The organism is Synechococcus sp. R5-13 (assembly GCF_047462015.1).
Lineage (GTDB): Bacteria > Cyanobacteriota > Cyanobacteriia > Thermostichales > Thermostichaceae > Thermostichus.
Genome location: NZ_JANSIL010000038.1, coordinates 34,615 through 53,711, shown reverse-complemented (window position 1 = coordinate 53,711; position 19,097 = coordinate 34,615). Strand labels below are relative to the sequence as shown.

Here is a 19,097-nt window from a genome sequence, read left to right as displayed (position 1 = left end):
GCCGGGCGTCCACCGCTCCTTGCAGATCCTCTCCCTCAGAGAGAGGCAGATTTGAGCAGATGCGGAGCCGGATCGCGGGAGCTACACAGCGGCTGACAGTCTTCCAACTGCCGGAGAACGGGTAGCCGCGCCATGACTTCCTCAGGGGGCATGGAGTGTTCTGAAGCCTGCTTGAGGGTAGGTAGAGCCTGAGCTGCCCATTCCCGAGCCCAGGAAGCGGACTCAGGAGTTTCCTTCTCCTCCAACAGCTCTTGGCAAAGGGCAGTTGAGCGCTCCAAGTCACCACTGCCTTGATATGCCATGATCAGAGCTACACGAGCCAAAACGCATTCTTCCGGATCTGCCCTAGAGCCATTGCGCTCGCTCAGGCGGCGGGACAAACTCTCTTGTCTCTCTTGGATGGAACAGCAGTAGCAGAAGGACTCGAGAAGGTTGATCGCCTCCAGGTAGCGCTCCTGCTTGAGAGCAGTGATACCGGCGCGGAGGGATCCATGGGGGTGGGACATGAGCCTAAGTACAAGAAAAGAGTTCGGACGGACTTGCACCTGAAGGTTATCCAGTCAGTGGCCCGTCTTCTCATCCAAGGTTTCGTGTCTAAAACTACTATACACCCTCTGGACAAGTGACCGCCGATTTACTCTTCCTCTTAAGCTTGTGGAAAGGGCGCTCAACCCTTACGGGCTAGGGTGTAGGCGCTGACATAGTGAGTCTCCCGGCGCAGCACCGCACAGCCTGCCTGTTGCAGGCGCACCCCCAGATCGTCGTGGATGTAGTCGCGGTAGTAGGGTTCGTGGAAGGTTTGCATAAAGGCTTCCATCGTCTCCTTCAGCTCTGGCGAATCCAGCAGTTGCACCGAGTCGCAGATGACCACCACGCCCCCTGGCTTCACCACCCGACTCATCTCGTTGATGACATTTTGTCTGGCCGGGCCAGGCAGCTCATGAAAGAGAAAAACGCTGATGACGGCGTCAAAGGTGGCATCGGCATAGGGCATGGCCTCGGCGTTGGCGCGGATAAGCTGGGGCAGCTCCCCCGGCAGCTCCTGCAACAGTCGGTTGGCCTTGCGCAGATAGGCAGGAGAAAGATCCAGACCGTACAAAGCCGCTTTGGGCAGGGATCCCCGCAGTAGGCGCAGCATCCGCCCCGTGCCACAAGCTACATCGAGGATGTGGGGGCTGACCAAGGTGGGATCCAAGGCATCTTTGAGCAGGCGAATCACCCGACGGCGCATCGCGTCCGCTGTGCCCCCAAACAGCAGCTCCACCTGCAGGTCATAAAGCTCAGCCGAGCTGTCGCTCAGGTAGCCGTTGGTTTGGTAATGGAAATTTTGCAGGTAGTATTTCGGATAGCCCTCGGTGGAGATGTCTTGAGAAAACTCTTGGTAACGCTTGCTGTGAACCCGCCGAGTAATTTGCGGCAAATCCAACCACACCTGTGGGTAATAGCGGGCAAAGTCCAGCCAGGGGTTGTCGAACAAGAGCGCGTGCGGGTAGTACCCTGCCTCAGCATCTTGCCAGTCCGCTTGCAGGAGTTGTTCGTAACGGGCCCGCAACACCTGTAGCGTGTCAGCGCTCACCCGCACCTTGGCCCGCGGCGGCGGGGTCCTCCCGGAGGAGAAGCTTTGCAGATCCCTGAGCACGGAGAGCATCAGATCTGAAGCTTGGGTGGAGAGCGCTTTGTGGGCAAAGCCGAAGATGTTTTTGCCCCACTGAAAAGCGCGGTAGGCAGCTTCTCCGACTGGAGATGGGATCGGCAGCGACAGCTCAGGACTTAGTTGTAGGCTCATAACCCTGCAAGGTGCGAATGAAGAATGAAGGCTTAACGTTTGTTTACACTTAATTATAGCAAGGCGGCCACGCCGGGCCGGCAGCCGCTGGGCGCGGGGAAAACCTGGCGGAATTGGATCCCTGAGCACACCCCATCTGGCCAAGCAGGGGAGTACTCTAGTGGTGTCCTCAAAAGGATGTCCCCGATTGCCCTATGAGCTGGAGGAAGGGGCTGATCAGGTCGATTTGATAATGGGAAGAGGGAGCGCCTCAGCATGACAACCAAGACGGTGTTGGTCATTGACGATAGCATCATGATTCGCAAGATGGTGGCCAGCATCTTGGCCGATCAGTTCCAAGTGGTGGAGGCCAAAGACGGGTTGACAGGGCTGGAAGCGGCCAAAAAACATCACCCCGACCTGATCCTGCTGGATTTTGTCATGCCCAAGATGGATGGCTACGACACCTTGCAGGCCATCCGCCGCGAAGACAGTCTGAAAAATACTCCTATCATCATGATGTCGGGGCTGAAGGAACAGGTGACTGCCCGCATTCCTGAGCCCTTTGTCGATTTTGATTTCATCGAGAAACCGTTTGAGGCAGATGCCCTTTTGGCTCTTATCCAAAAGGTCCTCCAGGTTGCCCCTGCCGCTGCACCGGAGCCGGGATCCGAAACCAACACCCAACTGATTCTGAACCGGCTCACCGCCATCGAGACGCTGCTGATTCAAGGTACGGAAAACTTGATCCAGCGGGAGGTGGTGGCGCGGCTTTCTGGGATCAACCAACGCCTGGCGCGTCAGGAATCCCGCAGCAGCAATCTGGAGACCCAGATCAGCAAGCTCGCCGGCGAAGTGGAGCGACATGCCCAGGGTTTGGCCTTGATCGTCAAGGAGCTGCGACAGATCCGTAAACTTCTAGGAGGATCCTGATGTCTGAGAGGGTTTTTGAGCGAGCTTATCGACACCTAGATGCGGTGACGGCTCTATTTGTGGCCGTGCTGCTGATTTCCAACATCGCCTCGACCAAGATCGTTCTTCTGGGGCCCTTTACCTTTGACGGGGGCACCATTCTCTTCCCCCTCAGCTACATCTTCGGCGACATCCTCACCGAAGTCTATGGCTATGCCCGGTCGCGACGGGTGATCTGGCTGGGATTTATCTCGGCGGCCCTCATGTCGGTGACATTCATGATCGTGGGATCCCTGCCGGCCGCCCCCGACTGGCCCTATCAAGAAGCCTACGACCAGATTCTGGGCCTGACGCCCCGCCTTGTGCTGGCCAGCTTAATCGCCTATTGGGGAGGCAGCTTTGCCAACGCCTATGTACTGGCCCGGATGAAGGTGTGGACGCGGGGACGGTGGCTGTGGACACGCACCATCGGCTCTACCCTGGTGGGCCAAGCGGTGGATACTGGACTGTTTGTCACCTTGGCCTTCTGGGGGGTGTTCCCTGGCCTGGGCAGCTTAATACTCTCCAACTATGTGTTCAAGTGTGCCGTTGAGGCGGCGTTCACGCCCCTGACCTATGCCATTACCGGCTGGCTAAAGCAGCAAGAACAAGAAGACTACTTCGATGTGGCAACCGACTTTAACCCCTTCCGCCTCCAGCCTGTGTCTAGATGAATCCATCAGCCGCCTCAACGGATCTGGCCTTGAGAGGGATCCCATTTTGGTATAGTCAAAGCGTTATCCTTTCTATCCTGCTGCCGTCCGGTGTTACCGGGAGCTTTTATCCAAGACAAGACTTTTGTGAGGGATCCGAAAGATGATGCTCGTTTTCCAAATTGCTTTGTTGGTGTTGGTGCTTTACAGCTTGCTCTTGGTGGTGGCGGTGCCGGTGCTCTACAGCTCAGCCAGCGACTGGAGCCGGGCCAAGAATGTGATTTTGGTGGGATCCCTGCTCTGGGTGCTGATGGTGATCGGGGTGGGGGTGCTGAGTTTCCTCAAGTGAAGCCGTAGAAGGGCGAGGGCCAATCCACCGAAGGTCACCTTGTGGTCGCAATCAGCGTTGCGTGGGAGCTGCACCGTGGGTGTGGCGGCCCAAAGTTCTTGTTGAGATCTCTGCCAGAACTGCGTACTTGCGCACCCCGGTGAGCCCTAGGCTCTCTCGGTAGAGGGGATCCCATCCTCTACAATGGACGGCGAGGCGTCGGCCTTGCTTGCCATCGGTCAGGCTGTCTACAGGCCGCGCTAGTGAGCTTTGAAGGTGCTGAGGTGTTTCAACCAGCGGAGGTTTGGGTGTTGAGAGCAGTGATGAGAGCAGGGAAATGTTCGCAGGAACTTGGCCTTGCTCGGCGAGGAATGAGGCTGGCCTTGGCGGGCCTGTTGATGGGGAGCCTGGGATCCCTGATGGTGCCCCATTCTGCAGAGGCGCAGTCGGGTTTGGTGATCACCGGCAGTGAAGGGGTACCTGTCCTCAGCTATCGGCTCGATTTTGGCGGGGTTCGCAGTCGTTTGGATCGCTATCGCCTGACCATTCCCCCCCAGAATGTGGCGGTGGCAGAAGTGCAGATCAACGGGGACAGGAATTTCGATGGCCGCATCGATCCGGAAAGTGTCCGCCTGGAGGTAGAAGGCCGGCCTGTAGAGCTGGATCAAGTGTACTGGAACGAGGAGTTTCGCTCTCTAGAGGTGGTGGCCCGTCAACCCATTGCTGCCGGTCAGGAGATCCGTCTGGTGCTCTCCAACGTGCGCAACCCTTCATCTGCCGGTATCTACCGTGTGGAGGCGCGGGTACGGGGTACGGAACCCAACCCCCTCTTCCGGAATGTGGGCAACTGGCTGATTACCATTGAAGACCCAGAGCGGATTGGCTTCTGATCTATTGACCCGATGATCTGACCTACTGTTGATCTTTGCGGCGATCCTATAGGCACAGCCCTTTCGCGGGTCTGGGACAGCGACACCCAAGTTCCCGGCCAGTTGGGGTGGGATCCCTCTGCAAGTGTTTGTTCGCCGTGGTATGGGCTGCTGGAAAAAGCCGGAGTTCTGAGTTTTTCTAAGAATGGGGATTGTGCAAATCCGGCAAGTTTGGGTGGGGGAGTGTTTACCTTGTTGCTTGCTGACACTTGGTATCCCGATTGGTGGCAGGCTCTAATTTTGGGCATGGTGCAAGGGATCACCGAATTTCTGCCCATTAGCAGCACGGCCCATCTGCGGGTGTTTCCGGCTTTGGTGGGGTGGCCGGATGCGGGAGCTTCGTTTACGGCGGTGATCCAGTTGGGCAGCTTGGGGGCGGTGCTGATCTACTTTGCCTCTGACCTGCGCCAGTTGATCCTCGGCTCTTGGAAGGCTTGGCGAGAACGAGATTTTCAGCAGGAGCCTTGGCGGCTGCTGGTAGGGATCCTGGTGGGAACAGTGCCAATTGTGGTTGCCGGCTGGGCCATCAAGGCCATTTGGGGATCCCCACCCCGCCAGTTGTGGGTGATCGCCACTGCAGCCATTGGCTTGGCTTTGTTGTTGGGCTGGGCAGAGCAAACGGGCAAACGCCAGCGAGACCTTCACAGCTTGGGCATTGGGGATGGGATCTGGGTGGGGCTGGCCCAAGCTTTGTCCCTGATCCCTGGGGTGTCGCGCTCCGGCTCGACGCTGACGGCAGGGCTGTTTCTCCATTTGCAGCGCTCGGCTGCCGCCCGTTACTCCTTCTTGCTGGGGATCCCGGCGCTCTTTTTGGCGGGGGTAGAAGAGTTGATCTCTGAGTTCAGGGCAGAGGCGCTGCTGTCGCAGGGGTTGGGCACTCTTTCTGCTTTTGTCTTTTCCTATCTCTCTATCGATTGGCTGATTCAGTTTTTGCAGCGCAGCAGCACCTGGCTGTTCATCGTCTATCGGATTGGCTTTGGCCTGTTCATTTTCTTGGGGTTGGCCCTGGGGTTCCTGAAACCCTAGGCTGGGTTTTGCAGCTCCTTCCTTCACCCTTGCTCCCGCAGGCTCTGCAGCGCCTTGGGCAGGTGCTCCGCCAGGTGGGCCGGATCCACCCCTGTTAGACCGCGTTCCCGCGCCAGCTGGATAGCCGCTTGGGCATGCCACCACACCCCGGCACAGGCGCAACTGAGCAGCTCAGCAATCTCCAAGGGCCGACCCACTTGGGCCGTTCGGCGGGCCACCAGGCCACCAATCAGGCCAGTCAAGACATCGCCGCTGCCACCGCGGGCCAAAGCCGGTGTGCTCTCCGGGTTCACCCAGCATTCCCCAGTGGGAGAGGCGATCACCGTCCGCGCCCCTTTCAAAACCACCACTGCTCCACTCTGGGCTGCCGCCCTTTGGGCTGCCTCGATGCGATCCCCAAGCGGGATCCCCGGAAAAAGCCGCCGAAATTCCCCCAGGTGGGGGGTGAGGATGGCCTGGCTCCCTTTTTCTCGTAAGCGCTCTACCCCCATCTCCGCCAGAGCATTGAGGCCATCGGCATCGATAACCCAGGGGATCCCGGCCCAATCCCGCAGCAGGATCTCCAGCAGGGGCAAACGGGTTTCTCCCAAGCCCGGCCCCACGGCCACCGCCTGAAAGGGTTTCAAGGACTTCGTCCCGCTGTCGCGATCAGCCACCGGCGGCAGAGAAGGGATCCCTTCCCAGGCATGAACCAAAACCTCTGGCAAGGCGCTGTGGATCAGTCCTTTCAACTCCGCCGGCGCCGCCATCGTCACCATGCCCACCCCGCTGGCGCGGGATCCCAGCCCCGCCAACACCGCTGCTCCAGCATAGGCTGCCGAGCCTGCCACCAACAACAGGGATCCCTGGCGGTATTTGTGGGTATCCAAAGGGGGATCCGCAGGAAAGTGCTGCCAAGGCCGCAGCAACAACCGGGGAACCTCATCCTCTGGGCAGGCCCAAGCGGGGATCCCGAACTCGATGCGGCGCAGCCGTCCCACCCAAGGCAGAGCTGCTTCCTGCCACAACCCCCGTTTCCAAAGGCCAAGGGCATAGGTATGGCTGGCGCGAATGCAGCAGCCCCAGACTTCCCCGGTTTGGTCGTTGAGGCCAGACGGCAAATCCAGGCTAAGGATGGGGATCCCACTGCCATTGGCCCACCCCACCGCCCCCGCCCAAGGCTCCCCCAAAGGCCGGTTCAAACCGATCCCAAACAGGGCATCGATGAGCAAATCGCAATCGGCCAGCTCCTCAAGCTGCCCCACAAACTCCGCCCCCAGCGCCTTGAGATAGCGGGCGTGGTCTGCCGTTAGGGGCTTGAGTTCTGGCTTGCCCAGCCACACCTTCACCGACTTTTGGGCCAGCCATAGCTCCCGCCCAACCACCAACCCATCGCCACCGTTGTGCCCTGTCCCACAGAGGATCCCAATGCGATGGGCTTGCGGAAAATCCTTCTGCAACTGAGCAACAACGGCCAGCCCCACCTTCTCCATCAGAGCGGCAACGGGCATGCCGGCAGAGAAGATCTGCTCCTCAATGCGCTGCATCTGTGCGGAACTGACCAGGCTGATGGCCGGATCGAACTGGCAACGAGAACCCATATCGCTACGCAACGCTGTTGCAACCGGCGGCATTGCTGAGGGGAGATGGCTCATGGCTAAGTTGCGCTAATCGAGCTTAGCTCTATCACATTCCCATCCGGATCCCGGACGAACACTGCCGCTCGCCCGGAAGCGCTCGGTTGCACCTCATACCCTTCCTGCCGCAGGCGAGCCTTCACCGCTTCCAAGTCATCCACCCCCAGCGCCACATGGGGATTACGCCCCCACTTTGAGGATCCCGTTCCGCTTCGCTGCCGTGGATCCATCGGCTCCTCGGCCACGATTAAATGAATTTGGGAGGAACCCACTTGATACCAAGCGCCGGGAAAGTCAAACGGCAACCGTTCCACCTTGGGGATCCCAAGCACCGTTCCGTAAAAATGTTCGGCTCTGGCCAGATCGCTCACCCAAAGGGCGGTGTGCAGGTGATGATAGGTTGGCTTTTGGGGGGCAGTCATTGTCTTGTTGGGAAATCTTGACCGTGGGGCTTTGCAAGGCCGACGCGAACATCAATATTTTCTCCGAACGGCAAGCCAAACCCGTAAGCTAAGGTGGAGCTAGCGCACCCGCAACAACCGTATCTTTGTTTTCGCACAGGGGTTGGCCCATGGGATCCCGCACCAAGTTTTTCGGCACGGTCTTGGCCATGCTGGCCGTGAACAGCATCTACATGCAGTTGCAGCAGCTTTCCCTGAGGCTGGAGGAAAGGGATCCCGCTCCCTCTGAGCAGTCTTCTCCAGAGCCTCAAAGCAGCAAGGGCTCCGTCCCGCCAACGCGAACGGAACGGCTGGATCCCTGGCACCGTGTTGCCCAAGTCTTGCAGGGTCTGTGGCCCGGCGATGCGAGCTTGAAAGGACTCCGTTCCGCCAACGCGAACGGGATCCTGTCGCGAGAGTCCACGTCCCCCCTGGAGCCTTGAGTGCCAAGCTGAGAGGGGATATGACGCTTTGCAAAGGGGATCAAACCCCGTACCATAGAGGAGCAGGTTTCTCCGTTTCTCTGTTTTCAATCCCCAGGACTCACCATGGTGCAGCCGTCAGCGACCTCTGGGCAAAAGCCGATTGTCATCGCCCCTTCCATCCTTTCAGCCGATTTCAGCCGGTTGGGGGAGGAAGTACGGGCAGTGGATGAGGCGGGGGCCGACTGGATCCATGTGGATGTGATGGATGGCCGCTTTGTGCCCAACATCACCATCGGCCCGTTGGTGGTGGAAGCCCTGCGCCCGGTGACAGCCAAGCCCCTGGACGTCCACCTGATGATTGTAGAGCCGGAGAACTATGTGGCGGATTTTGCCAAAGCAGGGGCCGATATCATTTCCGTGCACGCAGAGTCCAGCTCCACCATTCACCTGCATCGCACCCTCAGCCAAATCAAAGATCTGGGCAAGCAAGCGGGCGTGGTGCTCAATCCGGCCAGCCCTTTGGAGCTGATCCAATACGTGCTGGATCTGGTGGATCTGGTGTTGATCATGAGTGTCAACCCCGGATTTGGCGGGCAAAGCTTCATTCCGGCAGTGGTGCCCAAAATTCGCCAGTTACGGGCCATGTGTGATGAGCGCGGCCTGGATCCCTGGATCGAGGTGGATGGCGGCATCAAAGCCAGCAACGCTTGGCAGGTGATTGAAGCAGGAGCCAACGCCATTGTGGCCGGCTCGGCAGTGTTCAAAGCCAAAGACTATGCCGAAGCCATTCGCAGCATTCGCAACAGCCGCCGTCCCGAGCTGGTGACAGTTTGATTTGAAGGAAATTGCTCCCTTCTAAAATCCAGCTTGGCCCTGGCGCTTTGCGCCGCTGACTTAATCTGGCCCCCCACTCCCGGCTCTTCGTCCACAGAGGGGGAATGGTTTTAGCCTCACAACCTTATTGCTACGCAACACTGTTGCAACTAGCGCATAGCCGCAGCCCCTTTCTGGGCAGCGTAAGGCCCCGTCCCGCTGTTGACGGCAGTTGTGCCCAGGCAATGGGGAGGCCCATCGACGGAGGGGGGGATGATCGGCTGGGGCAAAGTGGGGCTGAAAAAAGTCTGACAAAAAGGCACGCGGTTGCGCCGAATATCGGCAAGGTAGGGGGGAGGAATGGTGCCCAGATAGGCGCCCAGCACCTGCTGCTCGGGATCCTCTGGCAGTATTTGGTAATGCAACATCAGGCGATTATCGGGAAACCAGGCGCGGATCACCCTTTGCAGGGCTGTCAAGTTGAAGCCCGGCTCTTCGGGGTTGCGAATCAGGTGCATTCCCGCCAGGCGCCCGCCGACAAAATAGGCCTGCACATAAAACCCACGGGCGTAGATGGGCGGCTCCGAGGAATTCTGGGACGGGGGAGAATCGGGCAGATAAAGAGCCTCCCCCCCAGGGCGCAGTTGCCAGCGGCTCCAACGGGGATCCTCCCGGTCGCTGGAAATGGTCTCCCAATTGTTGGCGCGGGCGTAGCTCAAGAAGCGCTCCTCGACCATGCCCAGATAGAGCATTTCCATTTGCAAGGGCAGCCGGGCCCGGGTTTGCAACAGGGGCAGAGTGCGCACTTCTCCCTGCTTGAGCACCAAGGTCTCCCCCCGCGCCGAGCAAGGGACACCTATGAGCATAGCCATCAGCAACCCTGTTCCAATTGCCCGTCCAATCTGGCTGAGGCCGCGCCTTGCGAACAGCTCTAGCCGGAGAGGTAAAAACTGCGCCACTGGCTGCGGCTGTGGCTCATTGCCCCTCAAAACCGTCGAAGCAGGAATGTAGGATGAGATCAGCACAGCAAAAAAGCAGGGTAGTAAGTAACCGATCCTAACCCAAAGAGACAAGGTTCTTCGAGAATCTTAATCTGGTCTCTGAGGAAAGTTGCTTGCCAGTCTGCCCTGCCGATGGTTTGGGTAGCGAATGCGCATTACCCTCGAGAATGGCATTCCCGCTGCAGCAGCTTCCGACCGGACGGAATGGCCGGGATTGATCGTCATTGCCGGCCCCACGGCCACCGGGAAATCTCGACAGGCACTGCTTTTGGCCCAACGGCTGGGATCCCCGTTGTTGAATGCGGACTCTCGCCAGGTCTACCGCGAGTTCGACATCGGCACAGCCAAGCCTACCCCCGCCGAGCAGGCCCTTTGGCCCCACGAGCTGATTGACTTTGTGGATCCCCGCCACACCTACACGGTGGCCGAGTTCCAACAGGCGGCCCAAACCCGCATCGCCGAGGCCCATCGGCAGGGACAGACGCCCATCCTGGTGGGGGGCACCGGTCTCTACATCCAGTCGGTAACCTCCGGCCTGGGGATCCCTGCTGTACCCCCGCAGCCCCAACTGAGAAGACAACTGGAAACTTGGCCCCCTGAGATCCGCTACGCCTGGCTGCAGCAGTTGGATCCCGTTGCCGCCCAGCACATTCATCCCCATGACGCAGTGCGCACGCTGCGTGCTTTGGAGATCGTTTACGCCACCGGGAAGCCGGCTTCCAGCCTAAGGCGGGCTCATCCCCCCCATTACCCCATCTTGATCCTGGGGCTGCGCTGCCCAATGCCCCGTTTGGAACAACGCATTGCCCGGCGCACGGCGGAGATGATGGAGCGGGGGTGGATCGAGGAGGTGAAAACCCTGCGGGAGCGCTATGGGCCCCACCTGCCCCTTTTGAATACTTTGGGCTACGCGGAAATCGGCGCTTATCTGGAGGGGCGGATCCCGGAAGCCGAACTGCAACCCCTGATTGTGCGGCGCACCCGCCAATTTGCCAAGCGGCAGATGACCTGGTTCCGGGCCCTGCCAGGGATCCAGTGGCTGGACTGCGAAGCTGAGGATTTGCCGGAGCAGATCTGGAAGCAGGTCAAGGCTTGGATGGCAGCTCCGACCACTGTTGAAACCAGTCCCGCCGCCGCTGAGCATCGGCTTTTCGATCCGTAAGGATCTCCAACACCCGCACCCCTTGGGCAGGTAAGGGATCCAGAGCTTCGGCCAGCTCCTGCCAGCTTTCCACTCGGCGATGGGGAATGTGGTGGGCCTGACAGAGCAGGGCAAAATCCACCGCCTGGGGCGTGGCGAAATAGGGCTCGAAGGGTGGGCCCACCTCAGCGATGGGCAGCAGCTCGAAAATCCCACCCCCCTGGTTGTTGATGAGGAGAATGGTCAGGGATCCCTGCAGGTGAGGGCCAAGCCGCAGGCCGCCGCAGTCGTGCAAAAAGGCCAGATCCCCGGTCAGCAGCACCGTTGGGCGTTTGTGAGAGCCGTGGGCCACCCCAAGGGCGGTAGAGAGAATGCCATCGATGCCGTTGGTGCCGCGATTGAAGTAGGGACGGATGCGGCGGTCGTTGGGGGGCCAAAACCACTCCACATCCCGCACCGGCGTGCTGTTGGCAATGAATAGCGGCGTCTCTGGCGGCAGGTGGCGGGCCAGCCACCAGGCAACCTTGCCTTCAAACCACTCCGATAGGTCAGTCACGGCCTGGTCTAGGGCAGCACGGATTTGTGCTTCCGCTGTCAGCCAGCCCTGCAGAAAAGTTGTTTGCTTGGCCGGTGCTTCCGGGATCCCGGCGACCCACTCCTCTACGGCGAAAGGCAAGTGGGTGGTGGGGTTGTGCAGGGGATCCCCATTCTCAGGGCGGGGATCCAACCGCCAAACGCGGGGAGCAACCTTGGCCAGGGTTTGCCGCAGCGCTTTGCTGGTGGGCAGGGATCCCAGTTGGATGACTTGCTCCGGCCAAAGCTGGGGATCATCCCGCTGCAGGATGAGATCGTAGGTGGTGATGAGATAGGGGTTGAGGGAAGCGTAGTTGCGCAGGGGAGAGAGCCCCTCGGCCAGAACCGGCCAGCCCAAAGCCGTCGCCAAACGGGCCACTGCCTCCACATAGCGCTGGGGATCCAGCGGTTGAGCCGGCCCCGCCAAGATCACCCCCCGCTCACAGCTGCGCCACTCCTGCCAAAAAGAAACCGTCTCCGTCTGAAAAGGGCTCCGCACCGCCTGGAAGGAAGAGCCGGTGCATGGAGGAGCAACCCCACGAAAAAAGGTCTTCTCAAACTCCGGATCTTCCTGCAAATGAATCAAAGGCGCAGTGCTGCCATCGGCAATGGGAGCCAAGGGATCCCGGAAAGGCACATTTAAATGCACCGGGCCGGGAAAAGGGTAAAGGGTGCGCTCCCAGGCGTGAACCAGGGTCTGGCGCAAGTAGGCCAGGGCTTCTGGATCCGCGCTGGGCAGGGCCAACTCCGCCTGCCAGTTGGGGTAATGGCCGTAGAGCTTCACCTGGTCAATCGCTTGGCCGGCGCGGCAGTGGCGCAGCTCCGGGGGCCGATCCGCCGTCAAAACCAAAAGCGGCCAGCCACTTTCTGCCGCCTCGATGAGAGCTGGGAAAAAGTGAGCGCCAGCGCTGCCGGAAGTACACACCAGGGGAATGGGCCGCCGGGTTTGCTGGGCCAATCCCAGCGCAAAAAAGGCTGCCGACCGCTCATCCAGCACCGGGATCGCCTCGATGTCGGGGTGCTGGGCCAGGGCGTAGGTCAGGGGGGCTGAGCGGGATCCCGGACACACCACCGCCAAACGGCAACCCAGCCGACTCAAGGTTTCGGCCAATAGGGATCCCCAGAGGGTGTTGAGGTTGCGCCAGTCCAGCCGCCTTGGCAGGACAAAGTTTTCAGCAGTCACATTTCAGCAGTCAGAGTGGAGACAAGGTGTTGAGATCGAATCGGGATCCCGGCGGCAAAAAGTGAATGCGGGCATTGTGCAGCCGAAAATACTCATCCGCTGCCGCCTCCTGAACAGTCGAGTACAGTTGTGTCCCGTCCACAATTGTCACTGTGCCCAAGCCGATCACCTCCATCACATCGTCGGCCTGGATCACCACCGCCGTATTCTCGTCAATGCCGATGCCCAGACATTGGGGGTAGTGGGCCACCGCCGTAACCAGCCGCACCAGGCGATTGCGCTGATGGAAATGTTGATCGATGATGACGCGAGGCAAAAGGCCCAAGCCCGTCTTCACCGTTACAATTGCCGGCGTGGGCGGTTCCCCGCTGTAGCCGCGGGAGATCATCTGCTGCCCCAACGCAGAAGCTCCGGCGCTGGTTCCGGCAATTACCGTCTGCCCCCGCTGCCACTGCTGTCGAATGGCCTCCATCAGCTCGCTGTGGGCCAGCACCTCTGCCAGCCGCTCCTGATCCCCACCCGTGAAGTAGATGCCGGTGGAGAAGCGAATTTTCTCGACGTTATCGGGATCCCTTGCCTCCATCGGGCTGCGGATATCCAGAACTTGGAGGCTGGCTGCCCCCATCTGCTGAAAAATGTTGGCGTAGATCTCCCCCAGCACCGCCGGGATCCCAGAAGCCGCGGGCACGATGGTGATGTGGGCAGACTTTCCCCCCGCTCGGCGGAAGAACTCCCAAAGGATGTGGCGCTCATTTTCCTTATCCTCTGCTCCCCCGACGGCGATGATGTCGGAACGGGCGGTGATGGGATCCTTCACAGTAGGGCGGCTTAGGGGTTGGGCGTCGTTTGTCGGCGTGGAAGGAACTCCGTTCCACTCCAGCTCACGGTGGGCGGCAGAAACATCAGGCAAATGGGGCATGGAGCGCGAGGAAGATTAAAATGGGCACATTTCACTTTCACTATGCTACGGCTTGGAATTCGGTTTGGCGCAGCTCAATTCTAGATTTCACGGAAGAGTCAGGGGTTGGTTAGGGGTCTCGAAAGGGGGAATAATGTTCATAAGAACACCCCTCGTCTCGTCCTTCGGTTCACCCAGCAGGAGCATCCATGGCCAGAAAACCTGACGGATATCTTGTCCACATCATGCTGGAAGGTGGACAAACCATGCAGGTACGGGTCAAAGAAGCCAGAGAATACACCGAGCTGATCAACAACCTCATGGTGGGCGGCGAAGAGTTCATCACCTTGCCCAAGCAAATGGACAATGAGTACATGATCGTGCGTCCTCAACGGGTGTCCGGCGTGTCGGTGGAGGCGATCTACGCTTCCAGCGTTGGCATCGACCTATAGAGCCTATAGAGCAGACCAAGGTCAGGGATCCCTTGAGTATCGCCGGGCTGACAACGCAAAGCCCCCACCACTAGGGGCAGGGGCTGCCAGAGGACTAGACCCCGCAGGATTTAGAACCTCAGTACCGACAGGTTAGCTTTGCGGGGGCAGGATCACCTTGTCGATGACGTGGATCACGCCGTTGGAAGCTTCAATGTCGGCTGTTACCACATTGGCATCGTTGACCTTGACACCATCAGCCAAAGAGATTTCCACAGGGGATCCCTCGACCGTAACCACTTCCCCAGCTTCCAAAGAGGTAGAGAGAACTTTGCCGGGCACTGCATGGTAAGTGAGAAATCGAAAAAAGTCCCCGAAAAAGATGTTTCTACTGCCCCAAGATGCTTTCTTACAAAGGCTGCGGGGGTATCTTCCACTAAGGTTAGATTTGCAACAATCATCGCAGGGTGGTGGTGAGCAATCCAAAACAGGCTGAAAAAGGATCCCTTGAGGCTGAGGGATCAGTTACGTTTGTCTGCATCTATAGTCATTCTGATTCAAACTAAAACGCTGCACCCACACCTGAAGCGTTGAATGCGCGGGGCTGGAAGACTTTTCTTGGTAGCTCAGGCGTCTCACTCTAACCTGAAACGACTGTACTGTTTTGTTTGCTCGAGCTGTCTATCCAGCGGCAGCACAAAAAATAACACCCTCACGGTGCCGAGCAAAGGGATAAATGAGTTAACGAGCTCGTAATAATCCTGGCAGTTGTGCTTACTCTTCTTCCGGCTCGAAGTCTTCGTCGTAGTCGTCCCCGATCAAATCGTCGATATCGTCGATGTCTTCTTCCAAAATCATCTCAGGGACCTCAATGGGCTGCTCGATCAACCGGCCCTCTTTGCGCAACCAGTCAAGAATGGAGAGGCTGCTAGGAGAGGGCACCACCGTTGGCGGCTGATCGCGGGGCTCTTCGCGCAGAGAGGGATTGTGGTAGTACATGCCGTACGGAAAAAGGGCAGTTATCGACGAGGAATGAACTCGGCTTGGATTGATCTCCTCTCAACCGAGGGACGCGGGCTTTCCATCTATATATCCCTCAGTTTAGCCTATGCCTGCCACTCCTGCAAAAAGCGGCGCAGCACCCGATCCAGCTCAACAGCTCGCGCTGCCTTGAACAGCAGCCGATCCCCGGCTTGTACCTGATGCAGCAAGACTTCCAGCAGTTCGGATACCTCCTCGCAGCGTTCTGTCTGGGCTGCCGGTTTTTGGTCGAGCAGCGGTTGCATTTCTCCTTCGGGATCCAAGAGCAAGATCCGATCCAGCCCCAGAGGGGCAGCCGCCCGACCCACCTCTGCATAGAGCTGAGGTGCATGCTCTCCCAACTCCCGCATCGGGCCGAGAATGGCCCAGCGCCGTTTTCCCGGGGTTTGGGCCAGCAGGTGTAGAGCCGCGATCATCGCTTCCGGCGAGGCGTTGTAGGTTTCGTCCCAGATTTCCACATCTCCTGCCAGCTTGAGATGGCGGTTGCGCCCCTCCAGATGGGTGGGCAAGGCGATGGGTTCTCGGAGCCGCTCCCAATCCAGCCCCAAGCTGCACAGAGCAGCCAGCACTCCCATCCAGTTGAGGGCATGGTGTCTTCCCGGCAAGGGCACCGGCAGCGTTAGGCCCTCCACAGTTACCGTTTGGGCTTGGGGATCCCATTCTCCCCGTAAGTCCCCCCGATCCAGACCATAGGTAAGGGTTTGTCCCGACCACAGGCTGGCGGCGGTAGACAACAGCAAGGGATCTTCTCCATTCAGCAGAGCCACCCCCTGCCCTAGCTCCTGCAGCAGCTCGCACTTGGCAGCAGCAATGGCCGCGCGGGATCCCAGTCTGCCGATGTGGGCGGTGCCAATATGGGTGATCAAGGCGTGGGTGGGCTGAGCCATCTGAGCCAGGCGGCGAATTTCTCCGGGGCCTCGCATGGCCATTTCCAGAACCACAAACTGATGCTCCGGTCGCATCTGGAGCAGGGTTTGAGCAACCCCGATGTCGTTGTTGTGGTTGGCCTCACTTTTGAGAACTGTGCCGTAGCGGGATAGGGCAGCCGCCAGCATTTCCTTGGTGGTGGTTTTGCCTGCTGAGCCCGTGATGGCTACTACGGAGGGGGGAAACTGCTCCCGCCAGCCTCTGGCAATGCGCTGGTAGGCAGCTAGGGTATCTGAGACTTGAAAATGGGGCCCAGCCACCGGACGCTGGCTGATGACGGCAACGGCCCCCCTTGCCAAAGCTTGTGGAATAAAGTTGTGTCCATCAAACCGTTCCCCCCGCAGCGCCACAAAGACTGACCCCGGCTGCAATTGGCGGCTGTCGGTGCAAATGGCTTGGACGGGAAGACCCAACAAATGGGGATCCCCCTGCAGGGGAGTTTGCAGCAGGTCAGCCACAGTTCGTAAGGTCAGCATCGGGCAGAAACTCCAATTCGCCTACAGCCTCTTCGTCTATGGTCATTTCAGACCCGATTGAGACATTTCCCAAGCGCTCCCCCTCACCCCCAGCCCCTCTCCCAGGGGGAGAGGGGAGTTGGGGATAGCTGTACAGCTTTTTTCAGCGTTGTTTACCACAGCCAGTGTCAATCAATCTCTTGCGTGGGAAGGCTCCCGCTTGGCTACGGAACTCCCATGAAGTCGGAAAAAGCTGTAAACCCAGTTCCTGGGCAACGCCAATACACGACTGGGTATAGGAAGTTGTCAGCTGGGTTGCAGCGTTTCGATCCCAGTCGGGAGGGCGATGATTGCCTCTTTGGCCATGCCGATGAACAGGCCATGTTCCACAACCCCCACCGTCCCTTTGAGTTGATCGGCGATCTTGGCAGGATCCGCCATGGGGCCGAATTGGCAGTCGAGGATGTAGTGCTGCTCGTCCGTCAAGTAGGGATCCCCGTTGGCATTCCGCCGTAAGGTGGCTGTGCACCCCAGAGCCTCTACCCGCGCCAAGGTGGTTTTCCAGCCAAAGCGCACCACCTCTACCGGCACCGGGAAGCGAATGCCCAACTGCGGGACTTTTTTAGAGGCATCGGCGATGATGATCAGCTCGGCAGCGCTGGCCTCCACCAATTTTTCCCGCAACAGGGCCCCTCCTGCCCCTTTGATCAGGTTCAGGGATCCCACTTCAATCTCGTCGGCCCCATCGATGGCCAGATCCAGGCGCGGCTGCTCTTCTAGGGTAGCCAGCGGGATCCCCAGGGAGCGGGCCTGTTCAGCCGTGCGCTCGGAGGTGGGCACACCGAGGATCTGCAGACCCTCGCTTTGCATCCGCTCTGCTAGGGCGCTGACAGCAAAGGCGGCTGTGGATCCCGTGCCCAGCCCCACCACCATTCCCGACTGCACCTTTTGAACTGCAGCCCGGGCTGCCGCCTGTTTCAGCTCATCTAAAGACTCGGTCCCGCTGCCGCCAAGGGTAGTCATTCCCAGCTCCTCTCCCGTGGATGAAGATCCTACCAAAGTGCTTTGCACCGCTACCGCCCGCTCCAGCTAAAACCCTCCGGCGCTGCCACCACCCGACCGAAGAGATCATAGGGCTCGGCGTGGGTGATCTGCACCGGCACCAGGGATCCCAGAGAGCCCTCCCCACGCACGTACACCACCCCGTCCACTTCGGGGGCAAAGCGAGGGGAGCGGCCAATCCACTCGCCGGTTCTGGGGTTTTCCTGCTCCAAAAGTACAGGTACCACTCGGCCCACCTGCTCGCGGTTGCGGCGGAAGGCAATGCCTTGCTGCAGTTGCATTAGACGGGCGCGGCGCTCTTGTTTGACAGCCTCTGGAACCTGATGGGGGAGGTGGTAGGCAGGGGTGCCCTCTTCGGGAGAAAAGGTAAACACCCCCACATGGTCAAACTGATGGCGCTGGACAAAGTCTAGTAGATGCTGGAAGTGCTCCTCCGTCTCCCCAGGAAAGCCGACGATAAAGCTGGTGCGCAGCACGGCATTGGGCAACGCCTGGCGCAGCCGCTCGATCACCCGGTCGTTGACCTGCCCTTGCCAGGGGCGATTCATGGCCTTGAGGATCTCAGGATGGCTGTGCTGTAAAGGCAGATCCAGGTAAGGCAGGAAATTGGCGGTCTCTTGAATGGCCTCCACCACGGCGGGGGTAATGCCCGTGGGGTAGGCGTAGAGCATGCGGATCCAGGGAATGGGGATCTGGCCCAGGGCGCGGATAAGCTCAGCCAAGCGCGGCTCCCCGTAGAGATCGATCCCGTAGTGGGTGGTGATCTGGGAAATTAAAATCAGCTCCTGCACCCCCTCTTCGGCCAGTTGTTCTGCTTCCCGGAGGATGGACTCGATGGAGCGGGAGCGTTGGTTGCCCCGCAAGTGGGGAATGATGCAGAAGGAGCAGCGGTAGTTACAGCCCTCGGCTACCCGTAGGTAGGCCACAGGCGCATGGGTGGTGCGATAGCGAGGTACGGTCTCGTCGGCAATGTAATCCAAGCTGGAAGTAACGGCATTGACCCGCTCTCCCCGCTCCGCCCGCTCGATGATTTGGACGATCTGGTGATAGTCGCCCGTACCCACGATAGCCACCGCCTCCGGGATCTCCTGCAGCAGCTCCTCTTGGAAGTGTTGCGCCAAGCAGCCGGCAATAACGATTTTCTTGCCCTGTACTGCCAACTCCATCAGGGTGCTGACCGACTCCCGCCGCGCTGCTTCAATGAAGCTACAGGTATTGACGATCACATAGTCAGCACTCTCTTCGTCCCCATCCACCCGGTAGCCTGCTTGAGCCAGCAAGCCCAGCATGTGCTCGGTGTCCACCCGGTTTTTCTCGCAGCCCAGGTGTAAAACGGCAACCGACGCCTTTGTACGCTGCACCGCTGTTCGCGTAAGCGGGACGGAGTCCTTAACGGATGGGAAACTGGAGACGGTCGCTTCTAACCCATTCATGGACTG

General features: G+C 59.3%; 21 protein-coding genes. 9 read left to right on the top strand and 12 right to left on the bottom strand.

Annotation, left to right across the window (positions count from 1 at the left end; all coding sequences use genetic code 11):
- Positions 1–35: 35 nt before the first annotated feature.
- Both NW840_RS03575 and NW840_RS03570 read right to left on the bottom strand, forming a co-directional pair.
- On the bottom strand, positions 36–506 hold the full coding sequence (locus tag NW840_RS03575) for a hypothetical protein (protein WP_414342436.1): 471 nt from the start codon (positions 504–506) through the stop codon (positions 36–38).
- 161 nt (positions 507–667) lie between these two features.
- Positions 668–1,786, bottom strand: a complete 1,119-nt coding sequence (locus NW840_RS03570; RefSeq protein WP_011433647.1) for a class I SAM-dependent methyltransferase — start codon at positions 1,784–1,786, stop codon at positions 668–670.
- Between the two features lie 255 nt (positions 1,787–2,041).
- On the opposite strand from NW840_RS03570, the gene NW840_RS03565 reads away from it, so the two are divergent.
- From NW840_RS03565 to NW840_RS03545, 5 genes are all read left to right on the top strand, one after another.
- The gene (locus tag NW840_RS03565; protein ID WP_414342435.1) at positions 2,042–2,698 is read left to right on the top strand and encodes a response regulator; all 657 of its coding nucleotides are present in this window, start codon (positions 2,042–2,044) and stop codon (positions 2,696–2,698) included.
- Positions 2,698–3,390: a queuosine precursor transporter gene (locus tag NW840_RS03560; protein ID WP_414342434.1), complete on the top strand. Its 693-nt coding sequence runs from the start codon at positions 2,698–2,700 to the stop codon at positions 3,388–3,390. The genes NW840_RS03565 and NW840_RS03560 overlap by 1 nt, the downstream gene beginning before the upstream one ends.
- 142 nt (positions 3,391–3,532) lie before the next feature.
- A complete protein-coding gene (gene psbZ / locus NW840_RS03555; protein ID WP_011433643.1) occupies positions 3,533–3,718 on the top strand; it encodes a photosystem II reaction center protein PsbZ in 186 nt (61 codons plus the stop codon).
- Between the two features lie 350 nt (positions 3,719–4,068).
- A complete protein-coding gene (locus tag NW840_RS03550; RefSeq protein ID WP_414331896.1) occupies positions 4,069–4,587 on the top strand; it encodes a DUF2808 domain-containing protein in 519 nt (172 codons plus the stop codon).
- Between the two features lie 231 nt (positions 4,588–4,818).
- Positions 4,819–5,652 (top strand): undecaprenyl-diphosphate phosphatase, encoded by an 834-nt coding sequence (locus tag NW840_RS03545; RefSeq protein ID WP_414342433.1) that lies wholly within the window; start codon positions 4,819–4,821, stop codon positions 5,650–5,652.
- A 23-nt stretch (positions 5,653–5,675) separates the two neighbouring features.
- Here the strand turns inward: NW840_RS03545 and NW840_RS03540 are convergent, their stop codons facing one another.
- Positions 5,676–7,232 (bottom strand): NAD(P)H-hydrate dehydratase, encoded by a 1,557-nt coding sequence (locus tag NW840_RS03540; RefSeq protein WP_414342432.1) that lies wholly within the window; start codon positions 7,230–7,232, stop codon positions 5,676–5,678.
- Positions 7,233–7,288: 56 nt separating this feature from the next.
- The gene (locus NW840_RS03535; RefSeq protein WP_414342431.1) at positions 7,289–7,690 is read right to left on the bottom strand and encodes a VOC family protein; all 402 of its coding nucleotides are present in this window, start codon (positions 7,688–7,690) and stop codon (positions 7,289–7,291) included.
- Positions 7,691–7,839: 149 nt separating this feature from the next.
- Between NW840_RS03535 and NW840_RS03530 the strand changes: the two genes are divergently transcribed.
- Positions 7,840–8,151 carry a hypothetical protein gene (locus NW840_RS03530; RefSeq protein ID WP_414342430.1) on the top strand — a complete coding sequence of 104 codons (312 nt, stop codon included), beginning with the start codon at positions 7,840–7,842 and terminating at the stop codon, positions 8,149–8,151.
- Positions 8,152–8,256: 105 nt separating this feature from the next.
- Entirely contained in the window at positions 8,257–8,967 is a 711-nt protein-coding gene (rpe, locus tag NW840_RS03525) for a ribulose-phosphate 3-epimerase (protein WP_011433633.1), read from the top strand.
- Between the two features lie 149 nt (positions 8,968–9,116).
- Here the strand turns inward: rpe and NW840_RS03520 are convergent, their stop codons facing one another.
- Positions 9,117–9,818, bottom strand: a complete 702-nt coding sequence (locus NW840_RS03520) for a hypothetical protein (protein WP_414342429.1) — start codon at positions 9,816–9,818, stop codon at positions 9,117–9,119.
- Positions 9,819–10,095: 277 nt separating this feature from the next.
- On the opposite strand from NW840_RS03520, the gene miaA reads away from it, so the two are divergent.
- Entirely contained in the window at positions 10,096–11,109 is a 1,014-nt protein-coding gene (gene miaA, locus NW840_RS03515; protein ID WP_414342428.1) for a tRNA (adenosine(37)-N6)-dimethylallyltransferase MiaA, read from the top strand.
- On the opposite strand, the gene menD is transcribed toward miaA, so the two are convergent.
- The gene (gene menD, locus NW840_RS03510) at positions 11,033–12,844 is read right to left on the bottom strand and encodes a 2-succinyl-5-enolpyruvyl-6-hydroxy-3-cyclohexene-1-carboxylic-acid synthase (RefSeq protein ID WP_414342427.1); all 1,812 of its coding nucleotides are present in this window, start codon (positions 12,842–12,844) and stop codon (positions 11,033–11,035) included. The two genes, miaA and menD, sit on opposite strands and share 77 nt — an antisense overlap.
- Before the next feature lie 10 nt (positions 12,845–12,854).
- A complete protein-coding gene (locus NW840_RS03505; RefSeq protein ID WP_414342426.1) occupies positions 12,855–13,763 on the bottom strand; it encodes a cyanophycinase in 909 nt (302 codons plus the stop codon).
- A gap of 188 nt (positions 13,764–13,951) precedes the next feature.
- Between NW840_RS03505 and NW840_RS03500 the strand changes: the two genes are divergently transcribed.
- Positions 13,952–14,194, top strand: coding sequence for a hypothetical protein (locus NW840_RS03500; RefSeq protein WP_011433628.1), 243 nt, complete (start codon positions 13,952–13,954; stop codon positions 14,192–14,194).
- 132 nt (positions 14,195–14,326) lie between these two features.
- On the opposite strand, the gene NW840_RS03495 is transcribed toward NW840_RS03500, so the two are convergent.
- From NW840_RS03495 to rimO, 5 genes are all read right to left on the bottom strand, one after another.
- Entirely contained in the window at positions 14,327–14,659 is a 333-nt protein-coding gene (locus NW840_RS03495; protein WP_011433627.1) for a fasciclin domain-containing protein, read from the bottom strand.
- A 288-nt stretch (positions 14,660–14,947) separates the two neighbouring features.
- Complete coding sequence (locus NW840_RS03490) at positions 14,948–15,172, bottom strand: DUF3134 family protein (protein ID WP_011433626.1); 225 nt, start codon at positions 15,170–15,172, stop codon at positions 14,948–14,950.
- 107 nt (positions 15,173–15,279) lie between these two features.
- On the bottom strand, positions 15,280–16,617 hold the full coding sequence (locus NW840_RS03485; RefSeq protein ID WP_414342423.1) for a UDP-N-acetylmuramoyl-tripeptide--D-alanyl-D-alanine ligase: 1,338 nt from the start codon (positions 16,615–16,617) through the stop codon (positions 15,280–15,282).
- A 285-nt stretch (positions 16,618–16,902) separates the two neighbouring features.
- Complete coding sequence (gene rpiA / locus NW840_RS03480; RefSeq protein ID WP_414342421.1) at positions 16,903–17,619, bottom strand: ribose 5-phosphate isomerase A; 717 nt, start codon at positions 17,617–17,619, stop codon at positions 16,903–16,905.
- A 50-nt stretch (positions 17,620–17,669) separates the two neighbouring features.
- Positions 17,670–19,091, bottom strand: coding sequence for a 30S ribosomal protein S12 methylthiotransferase RimO (gene rimO, locus NW840_RS03475; RefSeq protein ID WP_414342419.1), 1,422 nt, complete (start codon positions 19,089–19,091; stop codon positions 17,670–17,672).
- Between the last annotated feature and the right edge of the window lie 6 nt (positions 19,092–19,097).